This is a genomic window from Streptomyces sp. NRRL S-37 (genome assembly GCF_000721605.1).
In the GTDB taxonomy this organism is placed as follows: domain Bacteria; phylum Actinomycetota; class Actinomycetes; order Streptomycetales; family Streptomycetaceae; genus Streptomyces.
Genome location: NZ_JOIZ01000020.1, coordinates 116,804 through 140,872, shown reverse-complemented (window position 1 = coordinate 140,872; position 24,069 = coordinate 116,804). Strand labels below are relative to the sequence as shown.

General features: G+C 71.6%; 20 protein-coding genes, 1 tRNA gene and 1 pseudogene. 14 read left to right on the top strand and 8 right to left on the bottom strand.

All coding sequences use genetic code 11. The features are described from left to right. Positions 1–16 precede the first annotated feature (16 nt). Together IH50_RS0128370 and IH50_RS0128365 are read right to left on the bottom strand one after the other, a co-directional pair. Entirely contained in the window at positions 17–793 is a 777-nt protein-coding gene (locus IH50_RS0128370; protein WP_030868314.1) for an SDR family oxidoreductase, read from the bottom strand. 18 nt (positions 794–811) lie between these two features. After that, positions 812–1,987 carry a phytanoyl-CoA dioxygenase family protein gene (locus IH50_RS0128365; protein ID WP_030868313.1) on the bottom strand — a complete coding sequence of 392 codons (1,176 nt, stop codon included), beginning with the start codon at positions 1,985–1,987 and terminating at the stop codon, positions 812–814. A 107-nt stretch (positions 1,988–2,094) separates the two neighbouring features. On the opposite strand from IH50_RS0128365, the gene IH50_RS0128360 reads away from it, so the two are divergent. Further along, the gene (locus tag IH50_RS0128360; protein WP_030868310.1) at positions 2,095–3,129 is read left to right on the top strand and encodes a LacI family DNA-binding transcriptional regulator; all 1,035 of its coding nucleotides are present in this window, start codon (positions 2,095–2,097) and stop codon (positions 3,127–3,129) included. A gap of 92 nt (positions 3,130–3,221) precedes the next feature. After that, complete coding sequence (locus tag IH50_RS0128355) at positions 3,222–3,797, top strand: TMEM175 family protein (protein WP_030868308.1); 576 nt, start codon at positions 3,222–3,224, stop codon at positions 3,795–3,797. Positions 3,798–3,994: 197 nt separating this feature from the next. Here IH50_RS0128355 and IH50_RS0128350 read toward each other — a convergent pair whose 3' ends face one another. Beyond that, complete coding sequence (locus tag IH50_RS0128350) at positions 3,995–5,146, bottom strand: Gfo/Idh/MocA family protein (protein ID WP_030868305.1); 1,152 nt, start codon at positions 5,144–5,146, stop codon at positions 3,995–3,997. A 188-nt stretch (positions 5,147–5,334) separates the two neighbouring features. Here IH50_RS0128350 and IH50_RS0128345 point away from each other — a divergent pair, with 188 nt between their 5' ends. From IH50_RS0128345 to IH50_RS0128320, 6 genes are all read left to right on the top strand, one after another. Further along, positions 5,335–5,985 carry a GntR family transcriptional regulator gene (locus IH50_RS0128345; protein ID WP_030868302.1) on the top strand — a complete coding sequence of 217 codons (651 nt, stop codon included), beginning with the start codon at positions 5,335–5,337 and terminating at the stop codon, positions 5,983–5,985. Between the two features lie 48 nt (positions 5,986–6,033). Continuing rightward, entirely contained in the window at positions 6,034–6,786 is a 753-nt protein-coding gene (locus tag IH50_RS0128340) for a PIG-L deacetylase family protein (protein ID WP_030868298.1), read from the top strand. Beyond that, positions 6,783–7,490, top strand: coding sequence for a 4-carboxy-4-hydroxy-2-oxoadipate aldolase/oxaloacetate decarboxylase (locus IH50_RS0128335; protein ID WP_030868295.1), 708 nt, complete (start codon positions 6,783–6,785; stop codon positions 7,488–7,490). Before IH50_RS0128340 ends, IH50_RS0128335 begins: the two co-directional genes overlap by 4 nt. After that, positions 7,487–8,602: a 4-oxalomesaconate tautomerase gene (locus tag IH50_RS0128330; RefSeq protein WP_030868292.1), complete on the top strand. Its 1,116-nt coding sequence runs from the start codon at positions 7,487–7,489 to the stop codon at positions 8,600–8,602. The genes IH50_RS0128335 and IH50_RS0128330 overlap by 4 nt, the downstream gene beginning before the upstream one ends. Beyond that, complete coding sequence (locus IH50_RS0128325) at positions 8,583–9,533, top strand: catechol 2,3-dioxygenase (RefSeq protein ID WP_030868289.1); 951 nt, start codon at positions 8,583–8,585, stop codon at positions 9,531–9,533. The genes IH50_RS0128330 and IH50_RS0128325 overlap by 20 nt, the downstream gene beginning before the upstream one ends. Before the next feature lie 187 nt (positions 9,534–9,720). After that, the gene (locus tag IH50_RS0128320) at positions 9,721–11,046 is read left to right on the top strand and encodes an MFS transporter (protein ID WP_030868287.1); all 1,326 of its coding nucleotides are present in this window, start codon (positions 9,721–9,723) and stop codon (positions 11,044–11,046) included. A 75-nt stretch (positions 11,047–11,121) separates the two neighbouring features. Here the strand turns inward: IH50_RS0128320 and IH50_RS38050 are convergent. Next, positions 11,122–11,657 (bottom strand): annotated as a pseudogene (locus IH50_RS38050) (TetR/AcrR family transcriptional regulator). Here IH50_RS38050 and IH50_RS41160 point away from each other — a divergent pair. From IH50_RS41160 to IH50_RS0128300, 3 genes are all read left to right on the top strand, one after another. Beyond that, complete coding sequence (locus IH50_RS41160) at positions 11,580–11,804, top strand: hypothetical protein (RefSeq protein ID WP_267883281.1); 225 nt, start codon at positions 11,580–11,582, stop codon at positions 11,802–11,804. The pseudogene IH50_RS38050 and the gene IH50_RS41160 sit on opposite strands and share 78 nt — an antisense overlap. A 62-nt stretch (positions 11,805–11,866) precedes the next feature. Then, positions 11,867–11,940, top strand: a tRNA-Pro gene (locus IH50_RS0128310). Between the two features lie 274 nt (positions 11,941–12,214). Next, positions 12,215–13,510, top strand: coding sequence for a Yip1 family protein (locus tag IH50_RS0128300; RefSeq protein ID WP_030868284.1), 1,296 nt, complete (start codon positions 12,215–12,217; stop codon positions 13,508–13,510). A gap of 17 nt (positions 13,511–13,527) precedes the next feature. Here IH50_RS0128300 and IH50_RS0128295 read toward each other — a convergent pair whose 3' ends face one another. Both IH50_RS0128295 and IH50_RS0128290 read right to left on the bottom strand, forming a co-directional pair. Further along, positions 13,528–15,045, bottom strand: coding sequence for a hypothetical protein (locus IH50_RS0128295; RefSeq protein WP_158801312.1), 1,518 nt, complete (start codon positions 15,043–15,045; stop codon positions 13,528–13,530). A gap of 327 nt (positions 15,046–15,372) precedes the next feature. Then, complete coding sequence (locus IH50_RS0128290) at positions 15,373–17,940, bottom strand: CHAT domain-containing protein (protein WP_037873044.1); 2,568 nt, start codon at positions 17,938–17,940, stop codon at positions 15,373–15,375. Positions 17,941–18,105: 165 nt separating this feature from the next. Between IH50_RS0128290 and IH50_RS0128285 the strand changes: the two genes are divergently transcribed. The 3 genes from IH50_RS0128285 to IH50_RS0128275 are packed head-to-tail and all read left to right on the top strand — an operon-like array spanning position 18,106 to position 20,635. Further along, positions 18,106–19,536: a S8/S53 family peptidase gene (locus IH50_RS0128285; protein WP_030868272.1), complete on the top strand. Its 1,431-nt coding sequence runs from the start codon at positions 18,106–18,108 to the stop codon at positions 19,534–19,536. Between the two features lie 59 nt (positions 19,537–19,595). Continuing rightward, positions 19,596–20,171: an RNA polymerase sigma factor gene (locus IH50_RS0128280; protein ID WP_030868270.1), complete on the top strand. Its 576-nt coding sequence runs from the start codon at positions 19,596–19,598 to the stop codon at positions 20,169–20,171. 8 nt (positions 20,172–20,179) lie between these two features. Further along, on the top strand, positions 20,180–20,635 hold the full coding sequence (locus IH50_RS0128275; protein WP_107062169.1) for a hypothetical protein: 456 nt from the start codon (positions 20,180–20,182) through the stop codon (positions 20,633–20,635). Positions 20,636–20,857: 222 nt separating this feature from the next. Here the strand turns inward: IH50_RS0128275 and IH50_RS0128270 are convergent, their stop codons facing one another. Together IH50_RS0128270 and IH50_RS0128265 are read right to left on the bottom strand one after the other, a co-directional pair. Then, the gene (locus IH50_RS0128270) at positions 20,858–21,655 is read right to left on the bottom strand and encodes an N-formylglutamate amidohydrolase (RefSeq protein ID WP_030868265.1); all 798 of its coding nucleotides are present in this window, start codon (positions 21,653–21,655) and stop codon (positions 20,858–20,860) included. A gap of 137 nt (positions 21,656–21,792) precedes the next feature. Further along, positions 21,793–24,012 carry an NADP-dependent isocitrate dehydrogenase gene (locus IH50_RS0128265; protein ID WP_030868260.1) on the bottom strand — a complete coding sequence of 740 codons (2,220 nt, stop codon included), beginning with the start codon at positions 24,010–24,012 and terminating at the stop codon, positions 21,793–21,795. Between the last annotated feature and the right edge of the window lie 57 nt (positions 24,013–24,069).

The following is a 24,069-nucleotide window of genomic DNA, read 5'->3' as shown; positions in this document are numbered from 1 at the left end:
GGGGTGTGCGGGGAGGTCAGTCGAGGCCGCCGAGGACGTTCTGGTCCCAGTCGATCACGGAGCCGGTGACCACCCCGGAACGGTCGGAGAGCAGCAGGACCACGAAGTCGGCGATCTCGTCCGGTTGGCCGAGCTTTCCCATCGGCAGCCGCGCGGCGGCCTGTTCGCGCCAGTCGTCCCCGGCGCCGTGGAAGGCGCGCTGGGTGGCGTCCTCGCCCTCGGTGGCGGTCCAGCCGATGTTCAGGCCGTTGATCCGGATCCGGTCCCAGCGGTGGGCGTGCGCCGCGTTCCGCGTCAGGCCGATCAGCCCCGCCTTCGCGGCGACGTAGGGCGCCAGGAACGGCTGCCCGCCGTGCGCGGAGGAGGTGATGACGTTGACGACCGTGCCGGGTGCCGCGCGCCGCACCATGTCGGCGACGGCGGCCTGCATGGCGAAGAAAGGCGCCTTGAGGTTGACCGCGATGTGCTGGTCGAACAGTTCGGGCGTGGTGTCGAGCAGCGTCCCGCGCGAGGTGAGTCCCGCGGAGTTGACCAGGCAGTCGATCCGCCCGTACGCCTCCACCACCCGCGCGACACACGCCGTGGCCTGCTCGGCGTCCGCCAGGTCGGCCCGTACGAACATCGCCTTGCCGCCCGCGGCGGTCAGTTCGGCCACCAGCGCCTCACCGGGCTCCGGGCGCCGCCCGCTCACGGCCACGACCGCCCCCTCGCGGACCGCGGCCCGCGCGACGGCCGCGCCGACGCCCTGACTGCCGCCGTTGACGAGAACGGCCTTGTCGTCGAGAAGTCCCATGCCTGCGTCCGGCTCCTCTCAGCTCTCGCGCCGCTTGGCGCCGGCCCGCAGCTCGCCCCGCAGGGTCCGCGCGGTCCAGCCCTCACGCAGCGCCCGGCGCACGACGTCGGCCTGCGAGGGCGGGGCCAGGCCCTCGACCGGCGGGTCACGGTCGAGGTTGGTGGGGAAGGGGTAGCCCTCGGCGCTCGCCGCGATCACGTTCTCCAGCCACCGCTCGCCGGCGCCCTCGCCCCGCCGCTTGAGGAGCACCGGGTACACGGCGCCCGCCACCGCCTCGCGGTCCACCGTCTCCATCGCCCGGCCGAACGCCGACGACACCTGGAGCAGGTTGGCCATGCGCCGGATGTCCGCCGAGTGGTTGGCGCCGGCGGCGTGGAACAGCGCCGGGTTGAAGAACACCGCGTCGCCCTTGGCGAGCGGCAGTTGTACGTGGTGCTCCTCGAAGTACGCCCGGAACTCCGGCAGTCGCCAGGCGAGGTAGCCGGGCTCGTACTTCTGCGAGTGCGGCAGGTACAGCGTGGGCCCGGACTCGACGGGCATGTCGCAGTGGGCCACCGCGCCCTGGAGGGTGAGCACGGGGGAGAGGCGGTGCACGTGCGCCGGGTAGGCGGAGGCGGCCTCGTTCGAGAGGAACCCGAGGTGGTAGTCGCGGTGCACGGTCTGCGCCGCGCCGCCCGGATTGACCACGTTGACCTGGGAGGTGACCTGGTAGCCGGGGCCGAGCCAGGCGGAGGAGACCAGCGCGATCACGTCGTTGGCGTAGTAGTCGGCGAACGCCTCGGGGTCGTACAGGGCCGCCTTCTCCAGGGCGTTCCACACCCGGTCGTTGGCGCCCGGTTTGGCGAAGTGGTCGCCGGCCGCGGCGCCCGAGGCGCGCTGCTCGGCGATCAGGGCGTCGAACACGGCGGTGGTCCGGTCCACCACCGCCGGGTCGGCGAAGGCGCCGCGGATCACCACGATGCCGGGGCCGTCCGCGAACGCGCGTACCAGCTCGGCCTGGACGGCACGGCGGTCGGCGAGGGCGAGCCGGTCGGCGTCGTACAGCAGCACGTTCCGCTCGACGCCACTGGCGTGCGGGTAGGCGGCGGCATCCGTCGGCTGCTCGACCAGGGCGCGGAAGGCGTCCAGATCGCAGTCCCGCTCGGACAGCCAGGCGGCCGGCGCGGGCGTCCGCTGGTGGGTGGAGGCTGACATGGGGTCGTCCCTTCGGGTCACGGAGCGACGCGACTGATGTCATTCTTGTCAGTACAAACCCTTCGAACAACCAGCAGCGAGCCATCAAAAACCCCTCAGGAGCGGATGTGGGCCATCCCTTCCCGATCCGGGAAATCGCACGTCAGGCCGGTTTGAGCGAGGCCACGGTGGACCGGGTCCTCAACGGCCGGGGCGGAGTGCGGGAGAGCACCGCGCGGGAGGTGCACCGGGCGATCGCCGACCTGGACCGGCAGCGCACCCAGGTCCGGCTGGTCGGCCGGACGTTCATGGTGGACATCGTGATGCAGTCGCCGGAGCGGTTCTCGACGGCCGTCCGGGCCGCGCTGGAGGCCGAACTGCCCTCCCTGCACCCGGCGGTGGTCCGCTCCCGCTTCCACTTCCGGGAGACAGGCCCGGCGGGGGAACTGGTCGCCGTCCTGGACCGGATCGGCCGGCGCGGCTCCCAGGGCGTGCTCCTCAAGGCCCCCGACGTCCCCGAGGTCACCGCGGCCGTCGGCCGGCTCGCGGCGGCCGGGATCCCCGTGGTGACCCTGGTGACGGACCTGCCCGCGAGCGCCCGGATCGGGCACGTCGGCAGCGACAACCGGGCGGCGGGCGCGACCGCCGCGTATCTGGTGGGGCAGTGGCTGGGGGACCGGCCGGGCAATGTCCTCACCAGTCTGTCGAGCGGGTCCTTCCGCAACGAGGAGGAGCGCGAGATGGGGTTCCGGGCGACGATGCGCGCACGGCAGCCGGGGCGGGCGCTGGTCGAGATCGCCGAGGGCCAGGGCCTGGACGCCACCCAGTACGACCTGGTCCGGGCCGCCCTGGAACGCGACCCGGGGATCCGCGCGGTCTACTCGATCGGCGGCGGCAACATCGCCACCCTGCGCGCCTTCGAGGACGCCGGACGCGAGTGTGCGGTGTTCGTCGCGCACGACCTCGACCACGACAACACCCGGCTGCTGCGCGAGCACCGGCTGTCCGCCGTGCTCCACCACGACCTGCGCCACGACCTGCGGGAGGCCTGCCACCTGGTGATGCGCGCCCACGGCGCCCTGCCGCCGGCGGGGCCGACCCTTCCCTCCGCCGTCCAGGTGGTGACCCCCTACAACATGCCGCCCCCGACGACGGTGGGGTGACGGCCGGGCGTGTAACCACATGCCGTGGGCCGGGCCTGCCTACCGTCGTGCGCATGAGGAATCCGACGCCCGAAGGCGGGCCCGAGCGGCTGATCGCGCTCGCCGACGGCGTGTTCGCCATCGCCATCACCCTGCTGGTCCTGGACATCTCCGTGCCGCAGGGGCTGGACTCCGAGGAGTTCCACCAGGCCCTGGGCGACACGCTGCCCGACCTGGGCGCCTACGGGATCAGCCTGGCGGTGCTGGGCGGCTTCTGGCGCGATCACCGGGCGATCTTCCGCACGGTCCGGCAGGTGGACGGGCAGGTGATCTCGCTGACCGTGCTCGGTCTGGGCATCGCGGCCCTGCTGCCGTTCCCGACCGCGCTGGTCTCCGAGTACGGCGACGAACGCGCCTCGGTGATCATCTACGCGGTGACGGTGGCCTCGCTCGGCGCCGTCCACCTGGCGCTGGCCGTCCTCGTCGCCCGGCGCCCCCGGCTGCGCGGCGGAGCCGCACCCGTGCGGGACGAGGGGCTCTACGCCGTCGACCTGGGGGCGACGGTGGCGGTGTTCCTGGTGACCGTCCCGCTCGCCCTGGCCGTCGGGTCCGCCGCCATGTGGTGGTGGCTGGTGCTGGTGCCGGTGAAGGTGTGGCTGGGCCGGCGCGAGAACGCCCGGTCGGAGTGACGCTTCTTTTTCTCGCCCCCGCCGCCCCTTCCCGTCCCTGGGGGCTGCGCCCCCAGACCCCATGCGCAGTTCCCCGCGCCCCTGCAGGGGCGCGGGGAACTGCGTGAGCAACCACTCACCTACCCGCACGTCCGGGGTCAAAGGGGCAGCGCCCCTTGAAGGACGGGACGGGAAGGGGCGGCGGGGGCGAGGAGATGTCAGAGCACCACCCAGGCCCCGCTCTCCGCCGACCGTGCCATCGCGTCCAGCGCCACCGCGCTGTGCACGGCGTCCGCCAACGTGGCCCCGTAGGGAACCCCCTCCGCGACGGAGCGCAGGAACCGGTACGCCTCGATCACCTTCAGGTCGTCGTAGCCCATGGCGTTCGCCGCTCCCGGCTGGAACGCCCCGAACTCCCCGTCCCCCGGACCGACGTAGACCGTGCTGACGGGCTGGTCCTGGTAGGCGGTGCCCCGGCTGACACCGAGTTCGTTCATCCGGCGGAAGTCCCAGAACACCGCCCCCCGCGTCCCGTGCACCTCGAAGCCGTAGTTGTTCTGCTCGCCGACCGACACCCGGCAGGCCTCCAGCACTCCGCGTGCGCCGGAGGCGAACCGCAGCAGGCAGTTGACGTAGTCCTCGTTCTCCACCGGGCCGAGTTCACCGCCGGCCGCGCGGGAGTGACCGGCCGTGGCGCCCGCGGGGCGGGCCCGCTCGGGCAGGAAGACCGCCGTGTCCGCGGCCAGCGAGGCGATGTCGCCGAGCAGGAAGCGGGCCAGGTCCACGCCGTGCGAGGCCAGGTCGCCGAGCACCCCGCTGCCCCCGCGCTCCCGCTCGTAGCGCCAGGTCAAGGCGCCCTCCGGGTGGGCCGCGTAGTCGCTGAAGAGCCGGATGCGGACATGGGTGACGGTGCCGATCTCACCGGAGGCGATCAGCTCGCGGGCCGCCTCCACGGCGGGCGCGTTGCGGTAGTTGAAGCCGACCGTCCCCTGGACCCCGGCCTTGGCGACCGCGTCCGCGACCGCGTGGGCGTCGTCCGCGCCCAGGCCCACCGGCTTCTCGATCCAGAGGTGCTTGCCGGCCTCGGCCATCGCGACGCCGATCTCGCGGTGCAGGAAGTTCGGGGCGGTGACGCTGACGGCCCGCACCCGGGGATCGGCGGCCACCTCCCGCCAGTCGCGGGTCGTCGAGGCGAAGCCGAACTGCGCGGCGGCCTCCTCGGCCCGGCCCGGCACCTCCTCGGCGACCGTGACCAGCTCGGGGCGGAGGGCGAGCTGCGGATAGTGGTGCCGCACGCGTGCGTACGCCTGGGTGTGCACCCGCCCCATCCAGCCGAATCCGACGACGGCGACACCCAGTGCGTCCAGCATGAAAGCCTCTCTCCGGCCCGGTCCGTGTCCTGCCCGCTCACCTTCTGCGGGCACCCACCGTCATGTCAACCGTTTGACAGGACAATCCGCGCACCGGAAACGACCACCGCAATACGGCGAACAAAATTGTTGACAATCTTGTTTGGCTAGATTTACGTTCGACAGGCACTCACTCAGGGAGGGCGACCATGCCGAACCAAGCCCGTCCGGGCACCGGGGAGCAGGCCAGACAGCTTGCGCTCGGGCAGCTGCGGGAGGCGATCCTGCACGGCGAGATGGCGCCGGCGCAGCGGCTGGTGGAGAACGAACTCGCCGAGCAGTTCGGCGTGACCCGGGCCAGCATCCGGGCCGCGCTGATCGAGCTGGAGTCCCAGGGGCTCGTGGAGCGGATCCGCAACCGTGGTTCACGGGTGCGGGTGGTGACCGTGGAGGAAGCGGTCGCCATCACCGAATGCCGCCTGGTCCTCGAAGGTCTCTGCGCGGCGAAGGCGGCGGCCGCCGTCACCGACGCGCAGGTCACCGAGCTCAAGGACCTGGGCACGGCGATGCGCAAGGCCGTGGCCGACGGCGAACCGCTCACCTACTCGGAGCTCAACCACGAACTCCACACCAGGATCCGGGAGTTCTCCGGCCAGATGACGGCCGTGGAGCTCCTGGAGCGGCTCAACGCCCAACTGGTGCGGCACCGCTTCCAGTTGGCGCTGCGGCCGGGGCGTCCGCAGCAATCCCTGAACGAGCATCTGGCCATGATCGAAGCGATCGCGGCCAGGGACCCGCAGGCGGCCGAGGCGGCCGTCCGCGCCCACCTCACCAGCGTGATCGAGGCGCTGCGCGACTGACACACGCACCGGGGCGGGCGTCACCTGTCACCAAGGAGATCTTCAGTCATGACGCATGCCAACGCGCCCGCCGCCGTCCCCCGTTCGACGCTCGTCGTCACCGCGCACGCGGGGGACTTCGTGTGGCGGGCGGGCGGCGCCGTCGCCCTGGCCGCCGCGCGCGGGGAGAAGGTCACCATCGCGTGCCTGACCTTCGGCGAGCGCGGTGAGTCGGCCAAGGCCTGGCGCGAGGGGAAGAAGCTGGAGGAGATCAAGGCGATACGCCGGGAGGAGGCGGAGAAGGCCGCAGCCGTCCTCGGCGCCGAGGTCCGCTTCTTCGACGCCGGCGACTACCCGCTGACCGAGACCCCCGAACTGACCGACCGGCTCGTCGAGGTCTACCGCGCCACCCAGCCCGACGTGGTGCTCACCCACCCCGTCGAGGACCCGTACAACGGCGACCACCCGGCCGCCCACCGCATGGCCCTCCAGGCCCGCGTCCTCGCCCAGGCCATCGGCTACCCGGGCGAGGGCGAGATCATCGGCGCCCCGCCCGTCTTCTACTTCGAGCCGCACCAGCCCGAGATGAGCGGCTTCAGGCCCGAGGTCCTGCTCGACATCACCGAGGTGTGGGAGACCAAGCGCAAGGCCATGGAGTGCCTCGCCGCACAGCGGCACCTGTGGGACTACTACACCGACCTGGCCGTCCGTCGCGGCGTCCAGCTCAAGCGCAACGCGGGCCCCAACCTGGGCCTGCCGCACAGGACCATGGCCGAGGCGTTCATGCGCCCGTACCCGCAGATCGCGAAGGAGCTGGCATGAGCGGCGTCATCGTCACCGACCCCCCGAAGACCGACGCGAAGGACGTCGAGGCGCTCGCCGGGTACGGCGTGGCCACGATCAGCGAGGCCATGGGCCGCACCGGGCTGCTCGGACCGGGGATGCGGCCCATCCAGCAGGGCGTACGGATCGCCGGCACCGCGGTCACCGTGCTCTCCTGGCCCGGCGACAACCTGATGATCCACGCCGCCGTGGAGCAGTGCGGCGAGGGCGACGTCCTGGTCGTCACCACCACCTCCCCGTCCACCGACGGCATGTTCGGCGAACTGTTCGCCACCGCGCTGCGACGGCGCGGTGTGCGCGGTCTGATCATCAACGCGGGCATCCGCGACACGCAGGAACTGCGCGAGATGGGCTTCGCCGCCTGGTCCCGGGCCGTCTCCGCGCAGGGCACGGTCAAGGCCACCGGCGGCTCGGTCAACGTGCCGGTCGCCGTCGACGGCCAGGTGATCCGCCCCGGTGACGTGATCGTCGCCGACGACGACGGCGTGGTGGTCGTCCCCCGCGAGAAGGCCCGGGAGACGGCCGAGGCGTCCGAGGCCCGGGAGAACAAGGAGGCCGCCTCCCGCGCCGCCTTCATCGAAGGCCAACTCGGCCTCGACCGCTACGGGTTGCGCGAGAAGCTGAGGCAACTGGGCGTGACCTACCAGTCGTACGACGCGTACGCGGCCGGGGAGCGGCCGTGACCGGCTCCGACGGGGTGCGCTGCACGCTGATGCGCGGCGGCACCTCCAAGGGCGGCTACTTCCTGGCCGGTGACCTGCCCGCCGATCCCGCCGCCCGCGACGACCTGCTGCTGCGGATCATGGGCAGCCCCGACCCGCGCCAGATCGACGGCCTGGGCGGCGCCCACCCGTTGACCAGCAAGGTCGCCGTGGTCTCCCGCTCGGCCGACCCGGACGCCGACGTCGACTACCTGTTCCTCCAGGTCGCCGTGGACACACCCGGGGTCACCGACCGGCAGAACTGCGGCAACATCCTCGCCGGAGTGGGCCCGTTCGCCGTCGAACGCGGACTGGTGGCCGCCGGGGACGGCGAGACGTCCGTACGCATCCGCATGCTCAACACCGGCGAACGCGCCGTCGCGACCTTCCCGACCCCGGGCGGACGCGTCGACTACACCGGCACCGCCGGGATATCCGGCGTGCCGGGCACCGCCGCCCCGGTCGTCATCGAGTTCCCGCAGGGCGAGGGCCCGCTGCTGCCCACCGGCAACGTCCGCGACACGATCGCCGGCACCGAGGTGACCTGCGTCGACAACGGCATGCCGGTGGTGCTGATCCCGGCGGCGGCGCTGAAGGTCACCGGGTACGAGACGCCCAAGGACCTGGAAGAGGACGTGAGTCTCGCCGACCGCCTCAAGGAGATCCGGCTGGCGGCCGGGCACCTGATGGGCCTCGGGGACGTCGAGGGCGCCACCGTGCCCAAGCTGACCCTGCTCGCCCCGCCCCGGCACGGCGGCGCGGTCACCACCCGCACCTTCATCCCGGTGCGCTGCCACACCTCCATCGGCGTCCTGGGCGCCGCGAGCGTGGCGGCCGGACTGCGCGTGGCGGGCGGGGTGGGGGAGGGGATCGCGCGGCTCCCCGGCTCCGGCGACCGGGTACGCGTCGAACACCCCACCGGCTTCCTGGAGGTCGACGTCCACGTCGACCCCGGCTCCGCCACGGTCCGCCGCACCGCCGTCGTACGCACCGCGCGCAAGATCTTCGACGGCACCGTCTTCCCCCGGCCCGCCGAGACGGCACCGATCCCCGCACAACGCCCTGGAGGCCCCCATGACTCCGCCGCTCGGTGACATCGCCCACGTCGGCCACGCCCAGCTCTTCACGCCCGACCTGGACGCCAGCGTCGCCTTCTTCACCGACTACCTCGGCCTGACCGTCAACGGCCGGGCCGGCGACACCGTCTACCTGCGCACCTACGACGACTACGAACACCACAGCCTGGTCCTCACCGCCCGCGAACACCCCGGCCTCGGCCGGCTCGCGCTGCGCACCTCCAGTGAGGAGGCGCTGCAACGCCGGGTGGCCGCCCTGGAAGCGGCGGGCCGGTCCGGGAAGTGGGTCGAGGACGAGCCCGGCATCGGCAGGCTCTACCTCACCGCCGACCCCGACGGCCACGAGCACGCCCTGTACTGGGAGAGCGAGCACTACCGGGCCCCCGAGGAGCTGAAGCCGGCGCTGAAGAACCAGCCGCAGGCCAAGCCCAACCGGGGCGTCGGCGTCCGCCGCCTCGACCACATCAACTTCCTCGCCGCCGACGTGCTCGCCAACGCCGAGTTCCAGGAACAGCTCCTCGGCGCCCGGCCCACCGAGCAGATCCGGCTCGACTCCGGGAGGATCGCCGCCCGCTGGCTGACCTTCACCGACAAGTCGTACGACGTCGTCTACACCGAGGACTGGACCGGCTCCTCCGGACGGCTGCACCACATCGCCTTCGCCGCCGACACCCGCGAGGACGTCCTGCGCGCCGCCGACCTCGCCATCGACACCGGCGTGTTCATCGAGACGGGCCCGCACAAGCACGCCATCCAGCAGACGTTCTTCCTCTACGTCTACGAGCCGGGCGGCAACCGCATCGAGCTGTGCAACCCGCTCACCCGCCTGGTGCTGGCGCCCGACTGGCCGCTGATCACCTGGACCGAGGCGGAGCGCGCCAAGGGGCAGGCCTGGGGCCTGAAGACCATCGCGTCGTTCCACACCCACGGCACACCACCGGTCGACTGACGAGGACCGCGCCACCGGGGGGTGGGTCGCGCACCCATGGGTCACATCCATGGGTGCGCGACCCACCCCCCAAATTGTTGCTGAGATTGTCAACAAAAGCGTTGACACTCTGGGAGCGGGGTCCTTAGCGTCGCCCCATCACACATCCCCTCCAGGCAAACTCCTCCTGGACGAGAGGAAAACAACGATGTCCTCCTCCTCCGCGCCGCCCGCCCGCGGCAGCAGACTGGCCCTGCTGGTCGTCGGCCTGTGCTGGCTCGCCGTCCTCTTCGACGGCCTGGACATGTTCATCTACGGCTCGGTCCTGCCCCACATGCTCGAGGAGAAGGCCCTCGGCATCACCTCGGCCCAGGCCGGCGACCTCGGCAGCTACGCCACCTTCGGCATGCTCGTCGGCGCGCTGACCGCGGGAACGGTCGCCGACCGCATCGGCCGCAAGAAGCTGATGGTCTCCTGCGTCGCGCTCTTCTCGCTGGCCTCCGGCCTCTGCGCGGTCTCCAGCGGCGTCGCCGTCTTCGGCCTCGGCCGGACCCTGGCCGGCCTCGGCCTCGGCGGCCTGCTCCCCACCGCGATCAGCATGGTCTCCGACTACGCCCCGCGCGCCCGCGCCGCCCTCACCATCGGCCTGCTGATGACCGCCCACCACGCCGGCGGCATCCTCTCCGCCTACGTGGCCCTGTGGATCGTCGAGCCGCTCGGCTGGCGCGCCGCCTTCTGGGTCTGTGTGGTCCCGCTCCTCTTCGTCCCCGTGCTCGCCCGGTTCCTGTCCGAGTCGCTGAGCTTCCTCGTCGCCCGCGGCCGCACGGAGGAGGCCCGCGCGCTGGCCGCCCGCTACGACGCCGAACTGCCCGCCGCCAAGGACCGGACCGCCGCCGGCGCCCCCTGGGCCAGCCTGCTCGACCTGTTCCGCGGCGGCGAGTGGGTCCAGACCCTGCTGTACTGGCTGGCCTCCTTCGGCGGCCTGCTCCTCGTCTACGGCGTCGCCACCTGGCTGCCCACCCTGATGCGCGGCGAGGGCTACGAACTCGGCTCCGCGCTCACCTTCGTCGTCCTGTTCAACCTCGGCGGCATCGTGGGCATGCTGATCGCCGGCCGGGCCTCCGACCGCTTCGGCGCCCCGCGCATCTCGGCGATCTGGTTCGCGCTGACCGCCGGCGGCGTCTTCCTGCTCAGCGTCCACATGCCGCTCGCGCTGACCTTCGTCGTCGTCTTCCTCACCGGTGTGTTCCTCAACAGCGCCCAGACGATGATCTACGCGACCGTGTCCATCGGCTCCGCCCCCGCCCACCGCGCCACGGCGGTCGGCTGGACCTCCGGCATGGGCCGCTTCGGCGCGGTCTTCGGACCGTGGCTGGGCGGCCAGTTGCTCGCCGCGGACAAGGGCGACTGGGGCTTCACGGCCTTCGCCCTGGCCGGCACGGCGTCGATGGTCTTCATCGGGATCGCCGCGCTGCGGACCACGCGGTCGGAGCGGCGGGCCGGCGAGCCGCGGCACCTGGTCACCACCGGCTGAGCCCGGCCGCGCACCACCCGACACGACCGCGGGGCGGCCCCGAGAAGGAGGGGCCGCCCCGCGGTGCGTCGCGGCTCAGCGTTCGGTGCGCACCCCGTCCAGGGCGACGGCCAGTACCCGGTCGCGCTGGGCGTCGTCGAGGAAGTTCGTCGCGGTGATCCCGGCGACCATCCGCAGCAGATCGTCGAAGGCGATGTCGTCCCGCGCCCGTCCGGCCCGCTGCGCCCGCTCGAACAGCGGACCGCCCGCCGCGTACATCGACTCCCGGCACACCAGGAAGATCTCCGACTCGCCGTCCATCGCCTCCCGGATGGCCCGCTTGGTGGCCGTGTAGTCCACGAACCGGCGCAGCCATGCGTCCAGCGCCTCCCACGGCTCCCCGCCGGCGACCTCCTCGGCGTACCGGCACAGGTCGTTCACCTCGCCCGCGTAGACGCTCTCGAACAGGTGCCGACGGGTCGGGAAGTTCCGGTAGAGCGTTCCGATGCCGACCCCGCCCGGCGGGCGATGTCCTCCAGGGAAGCCTCCGAGCCGTGCTCGGCGAACGCGTCGCGGGCCGCGGCCAGCAGGGCGTCGTAGTTGCGGGCGGCGTCCTTTCCGGCTACACCCAGGGCTTCGCCCTGCTCGCCGTCCTCTGCCTCGCGGCGGCGGGCGCGGCCCTCCTGGTCCCGGCCCGCCGCGCCACCCGCCCGGCCTCTCCCTCCGTACAGCCGGCCATCCCGGAACCGAAGCCCGGGGCCCCCGCCGTACGCGGCTGACCCGCGTCCCGATGCGGTACTGTTGACCTGCGAGATCACGCGGTTCACCGCGCGAACCGCATCGGGACGTGGCGCAGCTTGGTAGCGCACTTGACTGGGGGTCAAGGGGTCGCAGGTTCAAATCCTGTCGTCCCGACAGACAACGGGCTGTCGGCCCGGATGAGGGCCTCGCCCCACTTCGTGGGGCGAGGCCCTCAATCGTGGAGGGGCCACCGGACGGGGGAGTCCCGCATGCGGGGCGCGGGCGCGGGCGTGAGCCTGAGTCCATGGGAATCCGACCGTGGGTGACTGTCGAGGCTCCGGACCGCCGCGGTCTTCGCCGTGTCGTCGTAGGCGGGGAGACGGTGGGCAGTGCCTGGTCACTGAGTCAACTGCGGGAAATGCTCGGTCGCCTCGGTTATCCGGCGGACATGGACCTGGAGGATCCGGTGTCCGTGCGGTGGCGCGGAGGGGACAGCGGGACGTGGCCCGACCGCGCTTGGCGGAGGCACACGGTCCTCGTGCTGATGACGACGGGGATGCTCGCTTCCGTGATCCTGAACATCGTGATCGGATGGCCGGACGCCATCGGTGCCCTCACCTTCGCGCAACGAATAAGCGGGGCCCTGATCCTTGTCTCCGGTGTGGTGCAGGGTGTGGCGGTGCTCGCGGTTCTCGACTATGAGGGGACACGGCGGCACAAAAGCTCCGGAGCGGTCGTCCTCCTGGGAGTCATCATCACGGCGGCCACCGAGGGGCTTCTGCTCTTCATGTGGTTCGACGAAAAGGAATACACCCCCTATCTGCTGGTCTTCATGCCCCTTCTGGGCTGGTCCCTGTGGGCGCTCTGGCTCCTTGTCCGGGAGAGGGCGTGGCAGGGTATTCCGATCCCCAGGACGTTTGCGGCCGGTGTGGTCGTCACCGCACTCATGAGCGCCGTGAGTCTGGCGTATTCAACCATGTACCAGCCCGCGGCGGCTCCCATGCACTTCATCCTGAAGGCGGAATTCGGCGAAGCGCGGGCCGATCACAGGAATCCGCTCGTGCATGTCCCGCTGAAGCTGTACATGAAGAACGCCGGAGGCATTCCGGTCTACATCATCAACGATGACTACGCGGTGTACGGCAAAGCCGCTGAATATTCCGACGGTGAGGACCGGCTGGAGGAGTGGAGAAAGAGTCTGGACGAGGGGAGCGAGGGGGAAGCCGAACGTTACGTCGATCATTTGAAATTCACTACGATAAGCAGTGGTCAATTCTATCTCCCAGGCGACTCGCTCGATGTCGGACAGGAATACTCCATGGAGCGCGTGTTCCAGATACCGGTGGGCGCCGAGTTCGACACGGTGGACGTTTTCCTGCAGATCACGTACATGAGGAAGGACCGGGGAAAGCTGGACGTGGCCAAATTCCGGCTCGCGCACCGTTCGTGGGACAAGAAGGAGGGGCGATACTATTGTCCTCCCGAAAAATGCGGAGAAGAACTTTACTATCACGGCAGGGTGCGGCACAACAACAACCTTGTCAACGTGACGCGTAAACCACGCTATGTGACGGCGGTCTGGTCCCCCAGGGAAAGACCTGTGTATTCCATTTCGTCGTTTCACTTCAAGGGTATGGTCGACCGCGCGAAGGAGAGGAGGGACCTGGACAGATACGGTGTTTCGACGGCTTACGCCGGCATAGAGACACCCGTCGCGAAGCTGCTGGAAGAAGCGGCGGGCTGACCGGGGCCGGGGCCCTTCTACGCCTCCTCCTCGGCCATCTGGAGCCAGGTCTTTATCTCCACGCCCTGACGGTCGAGCTGCCGAGCCGACTGCAGGCAGTGAAGACCCGGGACGCCGACGGTGCCGAACAGCTTGCCGGCCGGCACGACACCGGCGAGCCCGGTGACGAGCGGCGCTACGTCGAACGGGGCGCTGTCGTACGTGTTGTTCCGCAGCTGGGCCTGGACGTCGAGGGAGTCGGAACCGGATTTCTTGGCCTTCCAGTAGTCCTTCACCCCCTCGGTCTCCCATCGTGAGGGAGACAGTTCTTCGATGCCCCGGGCGAGAGCGCGGTCGGGGACGGACCTGAAGATGGCATTGGTGCAGACTTCGGCGGCCTTGCCGAGTGGTACGTCCGGCAAGCCCTGGGCGAGGGCGGTCTTCTTCACCTGTTCGTTCAACCGGGCGATCCGCTCCTTCGCCTCTCGCCGCGCTTCCTTCCGGTCCTCGTCCGACACCCTGGGGTCACTGCTGTCCTGCAGTGACGAACTGGCTTCGTCCGCGCTCTCCGCGAGACCGTGCCGGTCCCCGTCGGATGTCTCGGACCAGCCGGCCGTCTCCAGCGCGACGCCTATCGTCGCCGCGTCCTGGCGGGACTGCTGCGCGGCGCTGATCCCTGCCCTGGCCGCGCTTTTGTCCGGCACCGGCTTCGCGCCCGTGCTCCACATCAGGACGCGGTACAGCTGTTTGATGGTGTTGGCCAGGTGGTCCCTCAGCTCCCGTGGTGTCGAGGGGTCGCTGATCAGATCCAGGACGGAGGTGCACCTCTGCACGGTCAGGACGGTCGTGGACCGCTCCTCGGGAGAAACTTTCGCGGTGCTGACCGAATTCAGCGCGGAAACCATCTGCTTCACGATCACGACCAGTACTTTCCGTATCTCGGGAGGCGTCCTGGGGTCATTGATCACTTCCAGTGCGGCAGCGATCTGCTTCGCGCTCTCGATGACTCCCTCCCTCTCCTGTGGTGGTGTCTCCTGCTCCTCGGCCTCCTGCAGGACGGTGGTCAACTGCGCCACACTCGGCGTGAGCTCTTCGGGGGCCTCTTCCGTTTCCTGGGTCAGCACTTCGGTTACTTCTTCAATTTTCTCCTTCTGTTCCACAGTGGGCTCGGGCGTCGTCCGGTCCGATTCTTCTCCGTCCTCTTCCGACCCGTCCTCGTCCGATGTTCCGTCCTGTTCCTCGTCCTCACTCGTCGGGGAATCGCCGGGTTCCGTCGGTTCCGTCGGTTCGGTCTCGTCCGAAGGAGCGTCCGGTTCCGTCGGTTCGGTCTCGTCCGAAGGAGCGTCCGGTTCCGTCGGTGGAGGCTCCGGGGGTGAGGGCTCCGTCGTCGGATCGGGCGGAGGGGGCGTCGTCTGGGAGGGTATTCCCACCGAGATCCCGTCGCCGGTGTGAGATGCCGCCGCGGCAGTCGTCAGACTTGCGGGAAACGCAAGTGCCGCAGCCACGACGGACGCGCTGACAGCGCGGGATACATGTCGTCGGGTGGTCCTGGCCATGAGGGTTCCAGATGCGGTTGGCCTCGTGCTGTGTTTCCCTCGCGCGTCCTGCCCTTTACGGGCGGTGCTGCGAAGAGATTGAAATGTGGATCGGGTGATACAGGACCGATATAATTCCACTCTTCACCCGCGCGGCACGACCCGCAACGTGAAGCCCCGCTGCCGCCGATACCCGCCGGGACCCTCCCGCGCGACGCGCCGTCGATGCCGTGCGCCCCTCGCCACCGGGCTCGGCCGCGGCCGTCCCCGGCCGCTCTCCCGGCATCGGGCCGAGGTCCGGATCTCCGCGACCAGCCACCCGTCACCCGCAGCCGCCCACGGCGGGGATCACGCCGCCCCGAACGCGGTGAAGGCCCACCCCGTGGCCCGGTGCAACGCGTCGGCCGGAAGGCCGGCGCGGGCATCACGCAGGGCCTCCGCCAAGGAGAGCCCCGTGCCGAGGGCTTCATGGAGGGCCACCATGAGGGGGACGACCGCCGCGTCGTTGACGGGCGCGCTGCACGCCACCACCCCCGCCGTGCCCAGCGGCAGCAACGCCGTGACCAGACCGAGAAGTTCGTCCGCGCCCACCGTGGCGAACCGCGCGGTGTCGCAGCAGGACAGGATGATGCGGTACGGACTGCGGTCCAGCCGCTCGAAGTCGTGCACGATCAGCGGTCCGTCGGCCATCCGCAGGGACGAGAACAGCGGACCGTCCGCACGGAACGCGCCGTGCGCGGCGATATGCGCGAGCCCCGCCCCGTCCAGCTCCCTCAGCACACGCGGCACCGTCGCGTCGTCGTGCTCCAGGACGGTCGCACCGCCGTAGCGGCCGGCCAGCTCCGGCACCTCCGCGCCGCCCGTCGCGAGCCCCGGACCGCGCACCAGCACCTGGCGGCCCCCGGGCGGCGGCGCCGTCTCCTTCGCGCGCAGCCAGCTGCTCGCCGAAGGTGACACGCTCAGCACCCGCTCCCGCAATGAGGGCAGCAGCGCCCACGGCACCCGGTGCAGCCGCCCCGGCGGCACGATCACCACCGGGCCGTCACCGAGATGCGCCGCGGCCGGACCGAGCAGCAGCTCCTCCAGCCGGCGGCCGGCCGCCTCCACCACCGGCAGCCGCGCCTGCGCCCCCGGATGGGCCAGCCGCCGCAGCCCCGCCTGTACGTGCTCGGCCTCGGTCTCCGCCGCCGCGAGCGGACCCGCCTCGAACCGCCGCACCCGCCCCCGCCCGCACAGCAGCACCTGCACCCGCCCGTCGAGCACGGCCAGTTCGACGAGGGACGTCTCGTCCCCCAGCCGCGCGAGCAGCCGGCCGACGTCGAAGCGGTCCCCGCCGTCGGGGGCCTCGCCGCGCATGTGCAGCGTCCGCGACCGGATCTCCCGCTCCAGCCGCCGCTGTTCCCGCTCAAGGGCCGGTACAGGCCTGCCGTCCATGCGGGCCTCCTCCGCGCGGGCGGCGATCTCCCGGTAGGCGGTCATGCCGCTGAGCAGCGCGCGGTCGGCGGGCGGCCGGGTGGGCGGTGCGGACAGCGCGGTGGCCCGCCAGCGTTCGCTCCACACCAGCAGCCGCCGCGGCCTGCCCGAGACCAGGCTGGCTTTCTGCGCGAGCGCGGCCAGTTCCGCGCCCTGCGCGGTGGCGCGGGCCCGCAATTCCGAGGCGCCCAGCGTCATCCGGTGGTCGTCCAGCACGTCCAGGCCGCGTCGGCACGCCTCCAGCACCCCGCGCGTGGAACCGGCGGCCTGTGCGCGCAGCGCCTGCGCCGCCCAGCCCGTCATCCGCGCGAGCGGCGGCCCGCCGTGTCTGCTCCGGGCGGCGACCGCGAGATGCCGCTCCGAGTCCGCCGTCCGGCCCAGCTCCAGCGCGATCCGGCCGGCCAGCAGGGACGCCTCGGGGGCGGCCGGCGCCCCGAGCGCGGCCAGCCGCTCCGCTACCGCCGCCGCGTCCGCGACCAGCCGGCCGGAACCGTGCCCGGCCGCGTGCCGGGCCCCGATCAGCACCAGCCGCGCGTGCGTCTCCCACCAGGTGCGCCGCTGCCCCGCGAACAGCCGCACCGCGAGCGCCGCCCGGGCGATCGCCGTCTGCGGCTCCCCCGCCAGCCGGGCCGCCCGCGCGGCGGCCAGCAGCAGTTCCGCCTTGCGCGTGGACTGCCCGCCCATCCCGTCCAGCTCCCGGATCGCCGCGTCCGCCTCCGTCAGTGCCTCCGCGGCGAGCCCGGCCGCCATCAGCACCTCGCAGCGCCGGATGTTCAGCATGAACGTCGGCGTGCCCAGCTTGGCGTACCGCTCCTCCGCCTCGTCGAGCAGCCGCAGCGCGGCCGGCACGTCGCCCGCGCGGAACGCGGCCAGCCCCCGGCTCTCCACCGCGTCCGCCTTGTCGTGCTCCTGGCCCGTCGTGTCCCACAGCGCCTCGGCCGCCGTGAAGTCGGCGACCGCCCGCTCCACCGACCCCAGCGCCAGGTGCACCGTCGCCCGCAGCGTCAGCGCCCGCGCCGTCCAGATCACGTCCTCGGCCTGTCGCAGTACGGGAATGGCCCGCCGTACGTCCTCCAGTGCCTCCTTGTGATGGCCCAGCACCCACCATGAGTACGCCCGGCGGAACAGCACCCGCGCACGGGTGTGTCCGGTGCCGCGCTCGACACCGCGCCCCAGCGCGTCCATGCCCTGCCGGGTGCGCCCCGCGTGCACCAGTGCGACCCCGAGGGTGGCGAGGACGTCCGCCTCCCGCTCGGCCGAGTCCGCGCGCGCCGCCCAGGTGCGGGCCCGCCGCAGATGGGTCAGGGCCAGCCGCATGTCGCCGAAGTCCCGTTGCCAGATGCCGATCACCTGATGGGCGACGGAGGCGTGCAGGGGCGATGGACGGTCACCCAGCACCGCTTCCGCCCTCGCCAGCGCCTCACCCGGGGCGGCGAACACCATCGGCAGCAGTTCCAGCACCGTGTCGCTTCCCGCTGTCACCCCACGATGGTAGTGGTCGGTCGTCACGCCTCACAGGTGTGACGTTGTATCAAACGCCCGCTCACCGGCTCTGCATTCACGAGGACTCCGCGGCACCGGCCGCCGTCGCACCAGTGGAGGAATGCCATGGCACCACAGCGATTCCGCGAGCAGTTCACACAGATCCAACGCTCCATGCCCGACGTCCCCCTGGCGATCGGGCCGGACGACGCGGGCGAGTTCCTCTACGAGAAGGGCGTCGTCCTCGCCCGCGACGGCGAGGAGGCCCGCGTCGTCGAGGAAACCGTCCGACGGCACTTCACCACGTTCGCCGGCCTCACCCCGGACCAGGTGCGCCGGGCGAGCCCGGAGACCAACCGCTCCGGCATCACCCGCATCCGGGTCGCCGACCCCGGCCTGGGCGACGGCAGCGGCGACCCGGCGGTCGCGGGGGCGCTGCGCGCGCTGTCGGCGGTCGAGGGCCGTGCCGGGCGCCGGCTGGTCAGCCGCAACCACGTGGTGTCGATCGCGGTCAACGCCTGCCCCGGCGACGAGCCCGTGCCCGTGGCGCCCGGCGGGCAGCCCAACCCGGCCGTCGCCGGCGCCGCCCACGACCCGGACACCGCCGTCGGCGTGCTCGTCGTCGACACCGGCCTCATGCACGACCACCGTTCCTACCCGCCGCTCGCCCACACCCGGGGCGACGCCCAGGTCGAGGAGTGCGACGGCGACGGGATCCTCCGGCAGTACTGCGGGCACGGCACGTTCATCGCCGGACTCGTCGCCGCCGTCGCCCCCAACACCGACATCACCGTCCGCGGCACGCTCAACGACGCGGGCGCCGTCCTGGAGTCCGAGTTCGGCGAGAAGCTCTTCGAGGCCGTGGACCGCGACGGCTGGCCCGACGTCATCAGCCTCTCCGCCGGCACTTCCAACGGCCGTACCGACGGACTTCTCGGCGTCGACGCCTTCATGCGGGAACTGCGGGAGCGGCCCACCCTGCTGGTCGCCGCCGCCGGCAACAACGGCAGCGCCACGCCCTTCTGGCCCGCCGCCTACGCCGGTCTGCCCGGCTACGAGAACGCCGTGCTGTCCGTCGGCGCGCTGCGCGGGGACGGCGAGTTCGGCGCCTGCTTCAGCAACCACGGCGGCTGGGTGAACGCCTACGCCCCCGGCGAGCGCCTCACCAGCGCCCTCACCGGCTTCGACACGCCCGTCCCGTACGTGTACCAGCACTCCACCTACGACGCCTGCCGCTACGGTTTCACGTACGCCTGCACGTGCCACCACCCGCGCCACACCGGCGTGCTGAGCGAGGACGGCGGCTCCGGCAAGCCGGACCAGGTGATGTTCGAGGGGCTCGCCCAGTGGAGCGGGACCTCGTTCGCCACCCCCGTCGCCGCCGGCATGGTCGCCGCCCACATGACCGCGCAGGCGGAGACCGACCCGCGCAAGGCCCGCCGGCAACTGCTCGACGCCACCACCGAGTACGCGCAAGTGCGCGGGGCGCACGTACCGGCGCTCCTTCCGTCCACCTGGCGCCCCGTGCGGGTCTCACCACCCTCGGCCCGGGCATGAGGAGCGGAGTTCTCCCTTCCACGGCGTACGATGACGTGCCGTACACGAGGGGTGGCACCGTGGAGCGTACTGAAGTCGGCGCGTTGGTCCGGTCCGCTGTCGACGGAGACGCGGCGGCCTGGAAGGCGATCGTGGAAGGGCTGGGCCCACTGGTGTGGTCCGTGGTGCGCGCGCACCGGCTCTCCGACGCCGACGCGCACGAGGTCTACCAGACCGTGTGGTTCCGTTTCGCCCAGCATCTGGGGCGGATCCGGGAACCCGACAAGGCGGGCTCCTGGCTGGCCAGTACCGCGCGGCACGAGTGCCTGAAGGTGCACAGGGATGCGCGCCGGCTGATGCTGACGGACGATCCGCAACTGCTGGACCGGGTCAGCGAGGACGGTGCGCCGGAGCAGTCGCTGCTGGAGTCGGAGGAGGCGGCGGCGCAGAGCGAACGCGTGCGGCGGCTGTGGCAGGAGTTCGAGGAACTGGGCGAGCGGTGCAGGCAGTTGCTGCGTGTGCTGATCGCCTCGCCGCCGCCCAGTTATCAGGAGGTGTCCGCCGCGCTCGACATCGCGGTGGGCAGTATCGGGCCGCTGCGTCAGCGCTGTCTGCGCCGGCTGCGGGCCCGGCTCGAGGCACGGGGGGCGGCGTGAACGACGACATGAACGATGACATGAACGACGACTTCGACAGCGGGCTGCTGGAGGAGGAACTCCGGCAGGCGGCAGCCGTCCTGGACCCGCTGCCTCCCGCCCTGCTGCAGATCGCCGTCGACGCCTACGCGCTGTACGACCTCGACGCCCGCGTGGCCGAGCTGACCTTCGACTCGCTGGTCGACGCCATCCCGGTCAGGGGCGCGACGGACGTGCCGCGCATGCTCACCTTCACCGCCGGTGAGGTGATGCTGGACGTCGAGGTGACCGCGGAGGGCCTGATGGGCCAGGTGCTGCCGCCCCGGCCGGCCCGTGTCGAGGTGCTCGGCGGCCCGCAGACCACCGTCCCGCTCACCACCGACGACCTGGGCCGCTTCACCACTGCCGCCCCGCCCTCCGGTCCCTTCGCCCTGCGCCTGCGCACCGACGACGACGTGGTCGTCACGGAGTGGCTCCGCGCCTGACCTTTTTGAGCGGGGAGTCGGGGGGCCACACCTCCTCGCTCAAAGGGGTCGCTGCGCGGCGGACCGGCGGTGGCTGCTGTGCCGGGCCCGGTTCTTCGCCCCCGCCGCCCCTTCCCGTCCCATCCCGGGGGCGCTGCCCCCGGACCCCCGCTCCTCAAACGCCGGAGGGGCTGGTATGTGCCGGAGGGGCTGGTGTATGCCGGAGGCGGTGATGCGCCGGAGTCAGTGGGAGGCCGCGTCGATCAGGGTGGCCAGCGCCGAGGCGAGCCCGCGCAGCCCCGGACCCGCGGGGCCGCCCGGCTCGGTCATGTAGGTGTCCCGGCGGATCTCCACCATCAGGGCGGACACCTCCGCCCGCTTGCCGTAGAACTCCAGCGGTACGTACGTCCCGGCGAACGGGCTGTCCAGCCCCGTCTCCCCGCACGGCGCGAACGCCTCGCGGGCGGCGGCGAGCAGCCCGGGCGGGGTGTGGAAGGAGTCGGTGCCCAGGCAGACCTCCGGCCGCGGACCGTCGCCGTGCAGCTCGTAGGGCAGCGGCGCGCTCGGATACGAGTGCACGTCGATGATCACGGCCCGCCCGGTCGCCGCGAGCCGGTCGGCGACGGCCTGGGTCATCGCCCGCGCGTACGGATGGAAGTACCGCTCGATCAGCGGCCCGGCGTCGAGCCCGTCGGGCCGCAGCACGTCCTTGTGCGTGGTCCGCGTGTAGACCGCGCCCATGCCGACGGCCAGCATCTCCTCCCGCTCGTCCGGGAACCGCTCGGGGTCGACGACCAGCCGTGAGAGCCGGTTCACGAACCGCCAGGGCGTGACCCCGGCCGCCCGGGCCGCCGCCTCGGCGATCGACGCGGTGTGCGAGTCGGTGATGTGATCGAGCTCCCGCTCCAGCCCGGCGTCGTCCAGCACGATCCCGGCCCGTACGTCCTCCGGTATCTCCCGCGAGGAATGCGGCACATGCAGGATCACGGGGGAGTCCGGATCACCGGAAAGGAACGCGAAGGACGACGGTACATCGGTCATGCGGTTGCTCCAAGGCATGGTCAGTGGTTCACGGCATGATCAACCGTGCCATACGGCACTGACAACGCCCCGGGAGACGGCTCCGCCCCGGCCGGGCGCAGGGCCGGCCGGGGCGGAGCACCGAGGGACCGCTCGCGTCAGCTCAGGGACGCCAGCGCCTCGTTCCACGTGGTGGACGGGCGCATGACCGCGGCGGCCTTGGCCGGGTCGGGCTGGTAGTAGCCGCCGATGTCGGCGGGCTTGCCCTGGACGGCGTTCAGCTCGTCGACGATCGTCGCCTCGTTGGCGGCGAGCGTCTCGGCGAGCGGCGCGAACGCCTTCGCCAGGTCCGCGTCGTCGCTCTGCGCGGCCAGCTCCTGCGCCCAGTACAGGGACAGGTAGAAGTGGCTGCCGCGGTTGTCGATGCCGCCGACGCGACGGGTCGGGGACTTGTCCTCGTTGAGGAAGGTCGCCGTGGCGCGGTCGAGGGCGTCGGCGAGGACCTTGGCGCGGGTGTTGCCCGTGACCGAGGCGTACTGCTCCAGGGAAGGCACCAGCGCGAAGAACTCACCGAGGGAGTCCCAGCGCAGGTAGTTCTCCTTGACCAGCTGCTGCACGTGCTTGGGCGCGGAGCCGCCGGCGCCCGTCTCGAACAGGCCGCCGCCCGCCATCAGCGGGACGACCGACAGCATCTTGGCGCTGGTGCCCAGCTCCAGGATGGGGAAGAGGTCGGTGAGGTAGTCGCGCAGCACGTTGCCGGTGACGGAGATCGTGTTCTCGCCGCGGCGGATGCGCTCCACCGACAGCTTGGTCGCCTCGACGGGGGACAGGATGCGGATGTCCAGGCCCTCGGTGTCGTGCTCCGGCAGGTACTGCTCGACCTTGGCGATCAGGTTGGCGTCGTGGGCGCGGGTGGCGTCCAGCCAGAACACCGCCGGGTCGCCGGTGGCGCGGGCGCGGGCGACGGCCAGCTTCACCCAGTCGCGGATCGGCGCGTCCTTGGTCTGGCAGGCGCGGAAGATGTCACCGGCGGAGACGGCCTGCTCGAGGACGGCGTTGCCGGCCTGGTCGACGAGACGGACCGTACCGGTGACGGGGATCTCGAAGGTCTTGTCGTGGCTGCCGTACTCCTCGGCCTTCTGCGCCATCAGACCGACGTTCGGCACCGAGCCCATGGTGGACGGGTCGTAGGCGCCGTTGGCCCGGCAGTCGTCGATCACGGCCTGGTAGACGCCGGAGTAGCTGGAGTCCGGCAGGACGGCGAGGGTGTCGGCCTCCTGGCCGTCGGGGCCCCACATGTGGCCGGAGGTGCGGATCATGGCCGGCATGGAGGCGTCGACGATGACGTCCGAGGGGACGTGCAGGTTGGTGATGCCCTTGTCGGAGTCGACCATCGCCAGCGCCGGGCCCTCGGCGAGCTCGGCGTCGAAGGACGCCTTGATCTCGGCGCCCTCGGGCAGGGCCTCCAGGCCCTTGTAGATGCCGCCCAGGCCGTCGTTCGGGGTGAGGCCGGCCGCGGCGAGCTTGTCGCCGTACTGCGCGAACGTCTTCGGGAAGAAGGCGCGCACCACGTGGCCGAAGACGATCGGGTCGGAGACCTTCATCATCGTGGCCTTCAGGTGCACGGAGAACAGCACGCCCTCCTGCTTGGCGCGGGCGACCTGCGCGGTCAGGAACTCGCGCAGCGCGGCGACGCGCATCACGGAGGCGTCGACGACCTCGCCCTTCAGGACGGGGACGGACTCGCGCAGCACGGTGGTGGAGCCGTCGTCGCCCTTGAGCTCGATGCGCAGCGCGCCGTCCTCGGCGATGACGGCCGACTTCTCGGTGGAGCGGAAGTCGTCCGCGTCCATGGTCGCCACGTTGGTCTTGGACTCGGCGGTCCAGGCGCCCATGCGGTGCGGGTGGTTCTTGGCGTAGTTCTTCACCGAGGCGGGGGCGCGGCGGTCGGAGTTGCCCTCGCGCAGCACCGGGTTGACGGCCGAGCCCTTGACCTTGTCGTAGCGGGCGCGGATGTCGCGCTCCTCGTCGGTCTTCGGGTCGTCCGGGTAGGCCGGAAGCGCGTAGCCCTGGCCCTGCAGCTCGGCGATCGCGGCCTTGAGCTGCGGGATCGACGCCGAGATGTTCGGCAGCTTGATGATGTTGGCCGCCGGCGTCTTCGCCAGCTCACCGAGCTCCGAGAGGGCGTCCGGGACGCGCTGGTCCTCGGACAGGTACTCCGGGAACAGGGCGAGGATGCGCCCGGCCAGCGAGATGTCACGCGTCTCCACGGCGACACCCGCCTGCGAGGCGTACGCCTGGACCACCGGCAGGAAGGAATACGTCGCCAGGGCCGGGGCCTCGTCAGTGTGCGTATAGATGATGGTCGAGTCAGTCACCGGGTGCTCCGCTCCACGTCTGCAACATTGCTCGACATCAAGATATCTCGTGATCGA

Coding starts and splice junctions, on each gene's coding strand:
- IH50_RS0128325 (WP_030868289.1), top strand. CDS start 8,583: ATGACTCCGCCGCTCGGTGACATCGCCCACGTCGGCCACGCCCAGCTC.
- IH50_RS0128295 (WP_158801312.1), bottom strand. CDS start 15,045: ATGGCCAGGACCACCCGACGACATGTATCCCGCGCTGTCAGCGCGTCC.
- IH50_RS0128350 (WP_030868305.1), bottom strand. CDS start 5,146: ATGCTGGACGCACTGGGTGTCGCCGTCGTCGGATTCGGCTGGATGGGG.
- IH50_RS0128340 (WP_030868298.1), top strand. CDS start 6,034: ATGACGCATGCCAACGCGCCCGCCGCCGTCCCCCGTTCGACGCTCGTC.
- IH50_RS0128285 (WP_030868272.1), top strand. CDS start 18,106: ATGGCACCACAGCGATTCCGCGAGCAGTTCACACAGATCCAACGCTCC.
- IH50_RS0128335 (WP_030868295.1), top strand. CDS start 6,783: ATGAGCGGCGTCATCGTCACCGACCCCCCGAAGACCGACGCGAAGGAC.
- IH50_RS0128365 (WP_030868313.1), bottom strand. CDS start 1,987: ATGTCAGCCTCCACCCACCAGCGGACGCCCGCGCCGGCCGCCTGGCTG.
- IH50_RS0128270 (WP_030868265.1), bottom strand. CDS start 21,655: ATGACCGATGTACCGTCGTCCTTCGCGTTCCTTTCCGGTGATCCGGAC.
- IH50_RS0128275 (WP_107062169.1), top strand. CDS start 20,180: ATGAACGATGACATGAACGACGACTTCGACAGCGGGCTGCTGGAGGAG.
- IH50_RS0128300 (WP_030868284.1), top strand. CDS start 12,215: ATGGACCTGGAGGATCCGGTGTCCGTGCGGTGGCGCGGAGGGGACAGC.
- IH50_RS0128345 (WP_030868302.1), top strand. CDS start 5,335: ATGCCGAACCAAGCCCGTCCGGGCACCGGGGAGCAGGCCAGACAGCTT.
- IH50_RS0128290 (WP_037873044.1), bottom strand. CDS start 17,940: ATGGTGTTCGCCGCCCCGGGTGAGGCGCTGGCGAGGGCGGAAGCGGTG.
- IH50_RS0128370 (WP_030868314.1), bottom strand. CDS start 793: ATGGGACTTCTCGACGACAAGGCCGTTCTCGTCAACGGCGGCAGTCAG.
- IH50_RS0128320 (WP_030868287.1), top strand. CDS start 9,721: ATGTCCTCCTCCTCCGCGCCGCCCGCCCGCGGCAGCAGACTGGCCCTG.